Origin of the sequence: Pseudomonas sp. RW407 (genome assembly GCF_003176655.1) — a bacterium.
Classification (GTDB): Bacteria; Pseudomonadota; Gammaproteobacteria; order Pseudomonadales; family Pseudomonadaceae; genus Pseudomonas; species Pseudomonas delhiensis.
This window is the reverse complement of sequence record NZ_QGSL01000107.1, coordinates 897,720-910,728: the sequence shown is the minus strand read 5'-3', so window position 1 is coordinate 910,728 and position 13,009 is coordinate 897,720. Positions and strand designations below refer to the sequence as shown.

General features: G+C 73.4%; 9 protein-coding genes and 1 pseudogene. All 10 read left to right on the top strand.

What is annotated here, in order from left to right; all coding sequences use genetic code 11:
• A pseudogene (locus tag DK254_RS28245) lies at window positions 1-2,053 on the top strand (hypothetical protein); the annotation flags it as partial.
• Window positions 2,054-2,068: 15 nt separating this feature from the next.
• Window positions 2,069-2,722, top strand: coding sequence for a hypothetical protein (locus tag DK254_RS28240; RefSeq protein ID WP_109936473.1), 654 nt, complete (start codon window positions 2,069-2,071; stop codon window positions 2,720-2,722).
• Window positions 2,719-3,078 carry a hypothetical protein gene (locus DK254_RS28235; RefSeq protein ID WP_109936472.1) on the top strand — a complete coding sequence of 120 codons (360 nt, stop codon included), beginning with the start codon at window positions 2,719-2,721 and terminating at the stop codon, window positions 3,076-3,078. Before DK254_RS28240 ends, DK254_RS28235 begins: the two co-directional genes overlap by 4 nt.
• The gene (locus tag DK254_RS28230) at window positions 3,075-4,214 is read left to right on the top strand and encodes a hypothetical protein (RefSeq protein ID WP_218281458.1); all 1,140 of its coding nucleotides are present in this window, start codon (window positions 3,075-3,077) and stop codon (window positions 4,212-4,214) included. Before DK254_RS28235 ends, DK254_RS28230 begins: the two co-directional genes overlap by 4 nt.
• Window positions 4,211-4,720: a phage baseplate assembly protein V gene (locus DK254_RS28225; protein WP_109936471.1), complete on the top strand. Its 510-nt coding sequence runs from the start codon at window positions 4,211-4,213 to the stop codon at window positions 4,718-4,720. Before DK254_RS28230 ends, DK254_RS28225 begins: the two co-directional genes overlap by 4 nt.
• A 180-nt stretch (window positions 4,721-4,900) precedes the next feature.
• Complete coding sequence (locus DK254_RS28220) at window positions 4,901-5,221, top strand: hypothetical protein (protein ID WP_109936470.1); 321 nt, start codon at window positions 4,901-4,903, stop codon at window positions 5,219-5,221.
• A gap of 2 nt (window positions 5,222-5,223) precedes the next feature.
• On the top strand, window positions 5,224-5,592 hold the full coding sequence (locus DK254_RS28215) for a GPW/gp25 family protein (RefSeq protein WP_109936469.1): 369 nt from the start codon (window positions 5,224-5,226) through the stop codon (window positions 5,590-5,592).
• Entirely contained in the window at window positions 5,589-8,150 is a 2,562-nt protein-coding gene (locus DK254_RS28210; protein WP_109936468.1) for a putative baseplate assembly protein, read from the top strand. Before DK254_RS28215 ends, DK254_RS28210 begins: the two co-directional genes overlap by 4 nt.
• Window positions 8,150-10,933, top strand: coding sequence for a putative baseplate assembly protein (locus DK254_RS28205; protein WP_218281457.1), 2,784 nt, complete (start codon window positions 8,150-8,152; stop codon window positions 10,931-10,933). The genes DK254_RS28210 and DK254_RS28205 overlap by 1 nt, the downstream gene beginning before the upstream one ends.
• Window positions 10,930-13,002 (top strand): hypothetical protein, encoded by a 2,073-nt coding sequence (locus tag DK254_RS28200; RefSeq protein WP_109936466.1) that lies wholly within the window; start codon window positions 10,930-10,932, stop codon window positions 13,000-13,002. Before DK254_RS28205 ends, DK254_RS28200 begins: the two co-directional genes overlap by 4 nt.
• The last annotated feature ends 7 nt before the right edge of the window (window positions 13,003-13,009 follow it).

Below are 13,009 nucleotides of genomic sequence, written 5' to 3'. Positions count from 1 at the left end.
CCAGCGCTTCTCTGTCACCGAGGAAGCCGCCGGCGGTTGCGGCATCTGCTACGGCGCGGTGTTCGGCCCGCTCGGCACGGCGGAAGCCGGCAACGCCGCCCACGCCATCGTCCAGCTGGCCTTCGTCGCCCGCTTCCCCCGTGGCCGCGTGGAGCTGCCGTTCAGCAGCCCGACCGACGAGAACGGCCGCCTGGACCTGGCCATCGTCACCCGCGAGAACGGCATCCCGGTGCGGGTGCAGATCGGCGAGATCAAGGCGGCGACGCCCCACGGCGAGCGCGAGGGCGTGGACGACCTGGACTTCTACGAAGCCGCCGTGCAGGAAGCCTTCGCGGTCGAGAACCCGGCCGTGGAGGTCGAGCGCCTGCGCACCAGCATCCCCGTCGGCCGCGGCCTGCCCATGCCGGACCCGCTGGCCGCCTCCGCCGGCTGCCTGCAGCAGCGCCTGTCGGTAGTGATGATGCAGCCCGGGCTGTTCGGCTACTTCTGCGCCCCGCCCTTCTCCGAGGCCCGCCGGCTATGCTCCTGCCGGCCGCCGCGGCGCGAACGCGAGGACGTGGAGGTGCCGGTCCCGGTGCCCGTGCCGCGCACGGTGCCGCAGCCCCACTCGGTTCCCGGCACGCCACCGGTGGTGGACAGCGTGCCCGAACCCAGGCCCGAACCGCAGCCGCACCCGACGCCCGAGCCGGAAACCGAACCCGTGCCCGACACCCCGCCGGACAACGTGGTGCCCTTCCCCGGCCGGCCCAGCCCGGGAACGGAGGAAGAAGGCTCGCCCCAGGAAGACGGCGAGTGGGTGCCCCAGGCGGCGCGGGTCGGCTGGCTGGGCGCGGCGCTGACGGCCACCTCGCTGCTGATGCGCTCGGCCCTGCGCAATGCGCCCCAGGCGGCCGGGCGGCGCGTCACCGCCTACGCCCAGGCCTTCGCCGTGGTCGCGCTGCTGGTGTTCTATGCCGGACGCGCCGAGGCCCGCGTGGGCCCGGGCGAATCGCCGCTGGAAACCCTGTTCGAAGCGATGCACGACGACGGCATCGAGGTGCCGCCGGAGCTGCGCGAGCGCCTGGAGCACGACGAAGCCCTGCGCAACGCGCTGGAGCAGGCGGCGCAGACCGGCGACCTCAGCGCCGCGCAGCAGCAGATCGCCAACCAGATGATGCGGGTGATCGCCGAGAACCCCGACGCCTTCAGCGACGAGGACCTGCAAGTGCTGGCCAGCGCCACTGAAATGGCCAGCGGCGGCGAGGTGGCCACGCAACCCACCCTGGAGGCCATGCGCGCCGCGCTCGAAGCCCGGCGCCGCGGCGAGCCGGCCGACGCGGGTGGTGGCGGCGACGCGGATACCGATGCGGACGCCGCGGCCGAGCCGGCGCCCGCCCCGACGCCGGCGGAACCGTTGGCGGGCATCTCCGACGAACTCAACCAGCGCCTGGCGGCCAACCCCGAGGTGCGCCGGCTGTTCGACGCCATGACGCGCCGCGGCGGCAGCGGGCCAAGCGTCACCGACGAAGTGGTCGAGCGCTTCCTCGCCATCGTCCCCGCCGACCTCGCCGGCGCCGAGGCCGACCGGCTGATCGCCGGGCTCGGCGGCGTGCAGGGGCAGACGGTCGACGAGATTCTCGCCAGCCTGCAGGCCGCGGTGACCACGGTGCGCACGCCGGCCGGCAGCGAACCCGACGCCGAACCCAGCGAGGACGATGCGGCCACGCCCACACCCGCGCTGCCCGAGCCGGCGCCGGCCACGGCCGAGGCCGCAACGCCCTCGGAAGTCGGCCGGCGCATCGCCGCGCTGCTGGCGCGCTCGCCCACCATCGGCCGCATCCTGGTGCCCAAGACCAGCCTGGCGGTCGGGCAGACGGTGGTGACCTTCGTCGCCCGCCAGCGCGGGGAGTACGTGGTGGGCGCCTTCGTGCGCCTGACGCCGACGCAGCGGCTGAGCGACGACAGCTGGCGCGTCACCCTGCACCGCTCCAGCTGGTTCAACGCCTCCGGGTTGTTCGTCGAGCAGTGGCCCGCGACCGACCAGACCACGGAGCTGACCTATGCGAACCCTTGAGGACAGGAGGCCGGCATGACGCTGAGCAGCTCACCGCGACTGATCAAGGCCGGCCTGGTGCTGGTCGACCCCGGCTCGGCGCAGGTGCGCCGGGTGATCGCCCTGCAGTACAACCCCGAGAAGCTGCGCCGCAGCCTGCAGGTGCAGGGCATGGGCGATGGCGCCGAGCGCTCGGACGCGCTGCGCCTGAAGGGCCCGGCGGTGGAGACCTTCCAGCTGGAGGCGGAGATCGACGCCAGCGACCAGCTGGAATTCCCCGAGCGCGACAGGACCGCCAGCGAAGTCGGCATCGCCCCGCAGCTGGCGGTGCTGGAGGCGCTGGTCAACCCGCGCGCGGCCGACCTGCTGGCCAGCCAGGCGCAGGCGGCCTCGGGCATCCTCGAGATCGCCCCCCTGGAATCGGACCTGGCCCTGTTCGTCTGGGGCGCCCAGCGCATCGTGCCGGTGCGGGTGACCGACTTCTCCATCAGCGAGGAGGCCTTCGACCCGCAGCTCAACCCGATCAACGCCACCGTCACCCTCGGCCTGCGCGTGCTGTCCGTCGCCGACCTCGGCTTCGAGCACAAGGGCGGCGGGCTGTTCATGGCCTACCTGCAATCCCGCGAGAAGCTGGCCGGCAAGGCCGCCACCTTCGGTTTCGACGCCCTCGGCATCGGAGGCCTGCCATGACCGACCCGCTCAAGGCCTTCCTCCAGGCCAACGCCCTGACCGCTCCGGCCTTCGCCCCGGACAGCCGCTACCACGGCCTGGACATCGCCCAGTGGACGCGCCCCGACGGCGTGGCGCTCAGCTACGTGCGGCGGCGCTTCGTGCCGCCGCCGGAAAACTTCGCCACCCTCGGCGAGCATCTGGTGGAAGCCGGCGACCGCATCGACAACCTCGCTGCCCGCTACCTGGGCGACCCGCAGCAGTACTGGCGGCTGTGCGACGGCAACGGCGCGCTGCGCCCGGACGAGCTGACCGAAACGCCTGGGCGGACGCTGCGCATCACCCTGCCCGAAGGGGTGCCGGGGGACGAATCGTGAGCAGCGCCATACACCTGAGCCTGCTGATCGGGCCCATAGTGCCGATCCCGGTGCCGGCGCTGCTGATCGACGCCCTGGAAGAGGTCAGCGTGACCCATGCCAGCGAGGGCGCCAGCGGCTTCCAGCTGCGCTTCAAGGTCAACAGCCACTCCGAGCTGAACACCCTGTTCCTGATCGCCGTGGGCAACAACACCAGCCTGGGCACGCCACCGCTGCGGGTGGTGCTGATCGTCACCCTCGGCGGGCGCGCGCAGCCGCTGTTCGACGGCGTGCTGACCCACGTCGAGGTGCAGGCCGGGCAGGACCGCCAGGCCGGCAGCATCACCCTGACCGGCGAGGACCTGAGCAAGGTGATGGACCTGATCGACTTCTCCGGCCTGCCCTACCCGGCCATGCCCATCGAGGCGCGGGTGGCGCTGATCTGCGCGAAGTACGCGGCCTTCGGCATCATCCCGCTGCCGATCCCGGCGCTGTTCCCCGACGTGCCCATCCCCATCGAGCGCATCCCCGCCCAGCAGGGCACCGACCTGGCCTACGTCCGCCAGCTCGCCGAAGAGGTCGGCCACGTGTTCTACATCGAGCCGGGCGAGGTGCCGCTGACCAGCATCGCCTACTTCGGCCCGGAGATTAAGGTCGGCCCGCCGCAGCCGGCACTGAACGTCGACATGGACGCGCACACCAACGTCGAGTCGCTGAACTTCAGCTTCGACCCGACCAAGGGCGTGCTGCCGGTGGTGTACATCCAGAACCCGCAGACCCGCGCGCCCATTCCCATCCCGATCCCCAACCTCAACCCGCTGCAGCCGCCGCTGGGCGCCCTGCCGGCGCCCATCGCCAACCTGAAGATGATGAAGGACACGGCCAAGCTGAACCCCATGCAGGCCATCAGCGCCGGCCTGGCCGAGGCGAAGAAGTCCCAGGACGCGGTCAGCGCCAGCGGCAGCCTCGACGTGCTGCGCTACGGCCGCGTGCTGCGCGCGCGGCGGCTGGTGGGCGTGCGCGGCGCGGGGGTGGCCTACGACGGCCTGTACTACGTCAGCAGCGTCACCAGCACCCTGGCCCGCGGCAAGTTCACCCAGAGTTTCCAGCTGACGCGCAACGGCCTGGTGTCCATCACGCCGAGGGTGCCCGCATGAGCCAACGCTACTACGGCAAGTACCGCGGCATGGTGCTGAACAACGTCGACCCCATGCAGCAGGGCCGCCTGCAGGTGCAGGTGCCTGACGTGGCCGGGCTGGTGCCGGCGAGCTGGGCCATGCCCTGCGTGCCCATCGCCGGGCTGCAGAACGGCATGGTGGCGCTGCCGGTGATCGGCTCCGGGGTCTGGGTGGAATTCGAGCAGGGCAACCCCGACAGCCCCATCTGGGTCGGCTGCTTCTGGGGCAGCGCCGCGGAAGTCCCGGCGCTGGCCCTGGCCACCCCGCCGGGGCTGCCGGCGATCACCCTGCAGACGCCGCTGCAGAACGGCCTGACCATCTCCGACCTGCCCGGCCCCACCGGCGGCATCATGCTCAAGAGCGCCACCGGGGCGACGCTGATCGTCAACGACACCGGCATCTACATCCAGAACGGCAAGGGCGCCGCGCTCACCCTGGTGGGCCCGGCGGTGACCATCAACAACGGCGCGCTGACGGTGATCTAGGGGCCGCCCACGTTTCGCTGCGGCCGCGACGGAGCGCCATTTGGTGCAGAACAAGGCGCGAGGAGGGAAGTTTGGTCACTCCAAATGAACGACGAGTAACGCAGTGCTGCGCCAAATGGCGCCCGTCCCGCAGGGTTGCGCAGCAACGCGGTTCGTGGCGAAGCGTGGGAGGCCCCTAATATGCCCGGGCCACTGCTTCATGTCGGCGCAACCGTGCTCTGCGCCCATGGCGGCACCGCCACTCCCACCGCGCCCAACCCGCGGGTGCTGGTCGGTGGCCAGCCGACGGTGCTGATGAGCGCGCCCTACGTCATCGCCGGCTGCCCGTTCAACGTCTCCGGCGGCCCGGTGCCCTGCGTCACCGCGCAATGGCTGGTGGCGGCGACGCGGGTGTTCAGCAACGGCCAGCCGCTGCTGCTGATGGACAGCCAGGCGGTCTGCGCGCCCAACGGCACGCCGCTGCTGCCGGTGGCGGCGCAGACCCGCGTGATCGGGAGCTGAACATGACCCAGCGACTGTACTTCCCCTACCGCTTCGACGGCCACGGCCGCACCCGCGACGCCGACGAGGCCACCTGGATCCGCGGCCTGATCGAGCAGGTGCTGTTCACCGCGCCGGGCGAGCGGGTGATGCGCCCGGACTTCGGCAGCGGCCTGCGCGAGCTGGTGTTCGCGCCCAACAGCCCGGAGCTGGCGGCCACCGTGCAGTTCCTGGTGCAGGGCGCGCTGCAGCAGTGGCTGGCCGGGCTGATCCTGGTCGAGGGCGTGGAGGTCAGCGCCGTCGAATCGCGCCTGGCGGTGCAGGTGCAGTACCGCATCCGCCGCAACGACGCGCTGCACTCGGCGCTGTTCGTCCAGGGAGGCGCGCCATGATCTACCACTGCTGCGAGGAACACCGCCGCGCCCTGGTGGACGCCCACCCCACGCTCAACGGCATCGACTACCTGGAAGTACTGGACCAGGACGCACCGCCCGGCAGCCCGCGCCAGCGCACCCTGCTGGTGCGCCTGCTCAAGCCGGTGCCGGCGGCGCTGGGCCTGGACAACCTGCACATCGAGGGTGGCGAGCGGGTGCGCCACATCGGCATCCTCTGGCTGGGCAGCGCCAGCGCGCCACCGGCCCAGGCCAGCGCCGCCGAGCAGGCGCTGTTCGCCGCCCTGGCCGAGCCCGACCGGGTGCTGGTGGTGCGCACCGACAGCGACGGCGACCACTCCACCTACCGCCTGCGCCTGCACCGGGCCGGCGCCGAACAGCCGCTGGCGGACTTCGACCCGCGCCTGTCGGCGGTGGATTTCGCCTTCAAGGTCGAGTGCCCCAGCGACTTCGACTGCCGCCCGCAAACCGACTGCCCCGGGCAGCCTCCGGCCAGCCCGGACCTGAACTACCTGGCCCGCGACTACGCCAGCCTGCGCCGCCTGGTGATGGACCGCCTGGCGCAAGGCATGCCCGGCTGGCGCGAACGCAGCCCGGCGGACCTGGCCACCACCCTGGGCGAGCTGATCGCCTATGTCGGCGACCTGCAGCACTACCAGCTGGACGCCATCGCCACCGAGGCCTACCTGCACACCGCGCGGCGCCGCAGCAGCCTGCGCCGCCACGCGCTGCTGGTGGACTACCACCTGCACGAGGGCTGCAACGCCCGCGCCTGGCTGCACCTGGAGGTCAGCGGCGGGCCCTTCGCGCTGCCGGACGGCCTGCGCTTCTACACCCGCGTGCCCGGCGTGCCGCGGCGCCTGCTCGCCGACTCGCCGGAGGAGCGCCGCGCCCTGGAAGCGGCGCCGCTGGTGTTCGAACCGATGCACGGGGCGAACCTGGACGCGGCGCACAACCGGCTGTTCTTCCACACCTGGAGCGACGAGCGCTGCTGCCTGCCGGCCGGCGCCACCACGGCGACCCTGCGCGGCCATTTGCCCGGCCTGGCCGTGGGCGACGTGCTGGTGCTGCAGGAAGTGCTCGGCCCGCTCACCGGCGAGCCGGCCGACGCCGACCCGGCGCGCCGCCATGCGGTGCGCCTGACCCGGGTGCGCGCCTTCGACGGCAGCGATCCGCTGGCCGATCCCCTGGACGGCAGCCCGGTCACCGAGATCGCCTGGCACCCCGGCGACGCCCTGCCCTTCGCCCTGTGCATCTCCAGCCAGAGCGACGACGAGCACGGCAATGCGCGGCTGGAAGATGTCAGCGTCGCCCTGGGCAATATCGTGCTGGTCGACCACGGCCGCAGCGTCGCCGGCGAAGCCCTGGGCAGCGTGCCGGCGCCGCTGCTGAGGTACCCGGGCAGCGGCGGCGCCTGCCAGCGCCAGGCGCCCGAGCCGCTGCCGCCGCGCTACCGGCCCTTGCTGGCGGAGGGCCCGGTGACGCACCGCGGCCGCGTGCAGCGGCGCATCGTCGAAGGCGGCCTGCAGCGCCGCCAGTGGGTGTTCTTCGATGCCACCGACTCGGCCAGCGCCGCGCTGCGCTGGCGCGCCGCCGACGCCCTGCCCGAGCTGCGCCTGGAGAGCGGCGCCGCCCCGGACCTTTGGAGCGTGCAGCGCGACCTGCTGGACAGCCACGCCGACGACCGCTGCTTCGTCCTGGAAACCGAGCAGGACGGCAGCGCCCGCCTGCGCTTCGGCGACGACCAGCACGGCCGCCGGCCGGACAGCGGCAGCGCCTTCCGCGCCTTCTACCGCGTCGGCAACGGCACCGCCGGCAACGTCGGCGCGGACGCCATCGCCCATGCAGTGAGCGCCGAAGGGCGCATCCGGTGGGTGTGCAACCCGCTGCCGGCCCGCGGCGGCGTCGAGCCGGAAGGCCCGGCCCAGCTGCGCCGCGCCGCGCCCCAGGCGTTCCGCACCCAGGAACGCGCGGTCACCCCGGCCGACTACGCCGAGGTCAGCGAACGCCTGGCCGGCGTGCAGCGCGCCGCCGCCAGCCTGCGCTGGACCGGCAGCTGGCACACGGTGTTCGTCACCGTCGACCGCGAGGGCGGCGCGGCGGTGGACGCCAGCTTCGCCGTGGAGCTGGTCGAGCACCTGGAGCGCTACCGCATGGCCGGCCACGACCTGCGGGTGGACGAGCCGGTGCACGTGTCGCTGGAGATCGAGCTGCTGGTCTGCGTGCGCGCCGGCTACTTCCGCAGCGACGTGCGCCGCGCGCTGCTCGACGTGCTCGGCTCCCGGCGCCGCGCCGACGGCGCCCCGGGGTTGTTCCACCCGGACAACTTCAGCTTTGGCCAGACCGTCTACCTCAGCCCGCTGTACGCCGCGGCGCGCAGCGTACCCGGCGTGGCCTCGGTGCAGGTCAAGCGCTTCCAGCGCCTCGGCCAGGCCGACGCCAAGCCCCTGGCCGATGGCTTCATGCGCCTGGGCCGGCTGGAGATAGCGCGCCTGGACAATGACCCCGACTTCCCCGAGCACGGCGTGCTGCACCTGGAACTGCACGGAGGCAAATGATGAACGGCAAACCCGAGTGCGACTGCTGCGCCGGCGTCGAGGCCGACACCCCGCGGCGCATCGACAACCCGCCCGGCCTGCCGGCGCTGGACTACCGCAGCGGCCGCCACGGCGACTACCTGGCGAGCCTGCGGGCGCGCCTGTCCAGCACCGACTACCCGGCCCTGGCGGCGCTGACCAGCCGCGAGGACAGCGACTTCACCCTGGCCCTGGCCGACGCCCTGGCCTGCTCGCTGGAAGTGCTGGGCTTCTACACCGAGCGCTACGCCCAGGAGCACTACCTGCGCACCGCCACCGAACAACTGTCGGTGCGCCAGCTGGCGCGGCTGATCGGCTACCGCCCGGCGCCCGGGGTGGCCGCTTCCACCCACCTGGCCTTCACCCTGCTGGAAACCCCCGGCGCGCCGAGCGAGCCCATCGTCATCCCGCCGGGCACGCGGGTGCAGAGCGTGCCCGGCCAGGGCGAGCAGGCGCAGACCTTCGAGACCACCGCGCCGGCGCCGGCGCGCGCCGAGTGGAACGCCATCGCGGTGCAGGCCAGCCGCCCCTGGCAGCCGCAGAGCGGCGACACCGGGCTGTGGCTGGCGGGCCTGGCCACCGGCCTGCAGCCGGGCGACGCCCTGCTGATCGTCGGCAACGAGCGCCTGGCCGACCCGGGCAGCGAACGCTGGGACATCCGGGTGCTGGCCAGCGTCGAGCCGGACACCGCCAGCCAGCGCACCCGGGTGCGCTGGACCACGCCCCTGGGCAGCCGCTTCCCGAGCATGGCCCCGGCCGCCGCCGGCGTGCAGGTGTTCGCCCTGCGCCAGCGCGGCGCGCTGTTCGGCCACAACGCGCCGGACCCGAACCTGCTGGGCAACGACGATTCCAACATCGCCCAGCAGATCGACAAGGCCGATGCCGACGCCTGGCAATGGAAGAACTTCGTGCTCGACCCAGCGGCCGTCGACCTCGATGGCGACAACCCGAAGCTGGTCGCCGGCGGCTGGTTCGCCCTGGTCTCCAACCAGGCCGGCCTGGGCAGCGCCGACCTGCCCGGCTACACCGAGCTGTACCGCATCGCCCGGGTGGCGCACCGCAGTCGCACGGCCTTCGCGCTGTCGGCCAAGGTCACCCGGCTGACCCCGGACACCCAGGAGCACCTGACCGCCGAGCGCTTCCCGCTGCGCTGCACCCTGGTCCTGGCGCAGAGCGAGGCGCTGGCCGCCACGGCGCGGCCACTGCTGTGCCCGGTGCAGGGCGACGAGCTGGTGCTGGCGCGCCGCGTCGAAGGCCTTGCCCCGGGGCAGCCGCTGGCCCTCTCCGGCGTACGCCAGCGCCTCGCGGTGCTGGCCGGGGGCCTGGCGCTGCAGCTGGACGACGGCGGCAGCGCCGCCCTGGGCGAAGGCGACGAACTCTTCATGCTCGCCCCGGCCGACCGCCTGTACGGCGCCAGCGCGGTGGCCCAGGACGCGGAAACCTTCGCCGGGCTGCTGGGCAGCCCCGCGGTGAACCTGCGCCTGCACCTGCTGGACCGCGACGGCCGCAGCGGCCGGCTCAGCGCCAAGGCCAGCCAGTTGCGCCTGGCCGAGGCGCGCAAGGGCGACGCCGTGGTGCGCCAGGTGGCCTTCATCGCCGACGGCGACGACGCCCTGGCGCTCGACCGCGACTACACCCGCATCAGGCTGCGCGCCGCGTTGCAGCACGTGTTCGAGCGCACCAGCCTGCGCGTCAACGCCAACCTGGCGCCGGCCACTCATGGCGAGACGGTGGAGGCCATCCTCGGCGACGGCGACGCCGGCCAGGCCAACCAGCGCTTCGCCCTCAACCAGGCGCCGCTGACCTACGTCGCCGCCAACACCCCCAGCGGCCGCGCCTCCACCCTGGAGCTGCGGGTCAACGACGTGCTCTGGACCGAGGCCCCGACGCTGTACCGCGCCGCCGCCGACGCCCACGGCTACGAAACGGCCCAGGACGATGCGGGCCTTGCCACCCTGCAGTTCGGCGACGGCAGCGAAGGCGCGCGCCTGCCCAGCGGCCACAGCAACGTGCGGGCGCGCTACCGCAAAGGACTGGGCAGCGCCGGCAACCTCGCCGCCGGCAAGCTCACCACCCTGCTCTCGCGGCCGCTGGGCGTCAGCGAAGTGGTCAACCCGGCCGCGGCCAGCGGCGGCGAGGACGGCGAGGCGCTGGAGCGCGCGCGGGCCAATGCGCCACTGACGGTGCTGAGCCTCGACCGCGCGGTATCGGTGGCCGACTACGCCAACTTCGCCCGCGCCTTCGCCGGCATCGACAAGGCCCATGCGCTGTGGATCCCCGCCGGCCCGGCGCGCGGCGTGTTCCTCAGCCTGGCCGGCGTCGACGGCGCGGCCGTGGGCGAGGACAGTTCCACCTACGGCTTCCTCCGCGACGCCCTGCTGGCCTACGGCGACCCGCTGCTGCCGCTGCGCCTGGCCAGCTACCGCGACGCGCGCTTCCGCTGCCGGCTGGCGGTGAAGCGGGCCCCCGGCTACGAAGCCGCGCCGCTGCTCACGGCGGTCGAGGCGGCGCTGCGCGAGCACTTCGGCTTCGCCCGCCGCGACTTCGGCCAGACCGTCTCGGTGGACGAGCTGGCCGCGGTGGTCCAGCGCCTGCCCGGCGTGCTGGCGGTGCAGGTCGCCCGGCTGTACCGCCAGGGCCAGCCGCCGGCGCTCAAGCCGCGCCTGTTCGCCGAGCTGCCGGTGCCCTCGCTGAGCGGCCTGCCCCAGGCCGCGGAGCTGCTGACTCTGAGTGATGCGCCGATGGAACTGGAGGTGCTGCCATGAGCCTGGATGCGCAAAGCCTGTACGCCCTGCTGCCGGCCATCCACCGCGTGCGCGACGCCGAGATCGCCGCCGCCGAAGGCCTGGCCCGCGGGCCGCTGGAGGAACTGCTGGCGCTGCTGGCGGAACAGCTCGGCGTCGCCGAGGAAAGCCTGGAGCAGCTCTACGACGACCTGTTCATCGAGACCTGCGGCGACTGGGTGGTGCCCTACATCGGCGACCTGATCGGCTACCAGGGCCTGCACCGGGTAGTGCCCAAGGTCGCCAGCCCGCGCGCCGAGGTGGCCCACACCATCGCCCTGCGCCGGCGCAAGGGCACCGCCACGGTGCTGGAGCAGCTGGCCCGCGACGTCACCGGCTGGGATGCCCGCGCGGTGGAGTACTTTCAGCGCCTGTGCGCCACCCAGTACATGAACCACCCGCGCCCGCAGGCCGTGCAGGCGCCGGACCTGCGCCAGGGCGAGGCGCTGGAATGGCTGGGCACCGCCTTCGAGAGCGCCAACCGCAGCGTCGACGTGCGCAACATCGAGTCCAGCCGCGGCCGCCACAACATCCCCAACGTCGGCCTGCACCTGTGGCGCATCCAGGCCTACCCGCGCAGCCAGGTGCCCTGCCCGCGCGCCGGCGTGCGCCGCTACCGGGCAAGCCCGCTGGGCCAGGACGTGACGCTGTACAACCGGCCGCAGGCGGAGGACGACATCGGCCACCTGGCCGAGCCGGACAACGTGCCCTGGCCGCTGTCGCGCCGGCGCCTGGCCGCGCACCTGGCCCGCCACTACGGCGTGCGGGCCGACGCCACGGCGCCGCTGGACAACCCGCAGCCGAGCCTGCAGCTGTGGGTCGACGGCGTGGCCATCGAGCGCGACCGCATCTGCATCTGCCACCTGGGCGACGATGGCGGCGGCTGGGCCCATACGCCGCCGCCGGACGGCCTGTATTCCATCGACCCGCGGCTGGGGCGCATCGCCCTGCCCGGCGACGCCGCCGACCCCGCCGAGGTGCGCCTGACCTGGTACGAAGGCGCCTGCGCCGACCTTGGTGGCGGCGAGTACGAGCGCGGCGCCGACCTGCCCGTGCCGCCGGAAGAGCGCACGCCGGTGCGCGTGCCCGGCGACCAGCCGACCCTGGCCGCGGCCCTGGCGCAGGTCGCCGGCGACGGCGTGGTGGAGATCAGCGACAACGGCCGCTACGAAGAGGCGCTGGACATCGAGGTGAACGCCGGCGGCGCGGTGGAAATCCGCGCCGCCAACGGCTTCCGCCCGCTGCTGGCGCTGACCGCGCTGAGCGTGCGCGGCGGTGCCGACGCGGCCTGCCTGCTCAACGGCCTGCTGATCGCCGGCGCACCGCTGCGGGTGCCGGCCGCCCCGGGCAACGCCCTGGCGCGCCTGGAGCTGAAGCACTGCACCCTGGTGCCGGGCATCGCCCTGGACGCCACCGGCCTGCCGACGCAACCGGCCACGCCGAGCCTGCAACTGGAAGTGCCCGGCCTGCGCGTGGAACTGACGCGCTGCATCCTCGGCGCCGTCCGCGCCCACGAGCACGCCGAGGTGGCGGCCAGCGACTGCCTGGTCGATGCCCTCGCCCGCAGCGCCGTGGCCTTCGCCGCCGGCGACGGCGATTCGCCGGGGGCCAGGTTGTCGCTGGACGCCTGCACGGTGGTCGGCAAGCTGTACACCCGCGAGGTGGGGCTGATCTCCAACAGCATCCTGTTCGCCGAGCTGGCCACGGCCGACACCTGGCCCGCCGCGGTGCGCGCCCTGCGCAAGCAGGTCGGCTGCGTGCGCTTCAGCTGGCTGCCGCCCGGCTCGCGGGTGCCGCGCCGCCACCACTGCCAGCCGGACACCGCCGGCTCGGGCATCGCGCCACGCTTCACCTCGCTGCGCTATGGCACGCCCGCCTACGGCCAACTGGCCGGTTCGACGCCGGTGGAAATCCTCCAGGGCGCCGACGACGAGAGCGAAATGGGCGTGCTGCACCACCTGTACGGCGCGCAACGCCTGGTCAACCTGCGCATCCGCCTGGCCGAGTACCTGCGCGTCGGGCTGCGCGCCGGCAGTTTCCACGAATCCTGAGGAACCC

Coding starts and splice junctions, on each gene's coding strand:
- DK254_RS28240 (WP_109936473.1), top strand. CDS start 2,069: ATGACGCTGAGCAGCTCACCGCGACTGATCAAGGCCGGCCTGGTGCTG.
- DK254_RS28235 (WP_109936472.1), top strand. CDS start 2,719: ATGACCGACCCGCTCAAGGCCTTCCTCCAGGCCAACGCCCTGACCGCT.
- DK254_RS28225 (WP_109936471.1), top strand. CDS start 4,211: ATGAGCCAACGCTACTACGGCAAGTACCGCGGCATGGTGCTGAACAAC.
- DK254_RS28220 (WP_109936470.1), top strand. CDS start 4,901: ATGCCCGGGCCACTGCTTCATGTCGGCGCAACCGTGCTCTGCGCCCAT.
- DK254_RS28215 (WP_109936469.1), top strand. CDS start 5,224: ATGACCCAGCGACTGTACTTCCCCTACCGCTTCGACGGCCACGGCCGC.
- DK254_RS28210 (WP_109936468.1), top strand. CDS start 5,589: ATGATCTACCACTGCTGCGAGGAACACCGCCGCGCCCTGGTGGACGCC.
- DK254_RS28205 (WP_218281457.1), top strand. CDS start 8,150: ATGAACGGCAAACCCGAGTGCGACTGCTGCGCCGGCGTCGAGGCCGAC.
- DK254_RS28200 (WP_109936466.1), top strand. CDS start 10,930: ATGAGCCTGGATGCGCAAAGCCTGTACGCCCTGCTGCCGGCCATCCAC.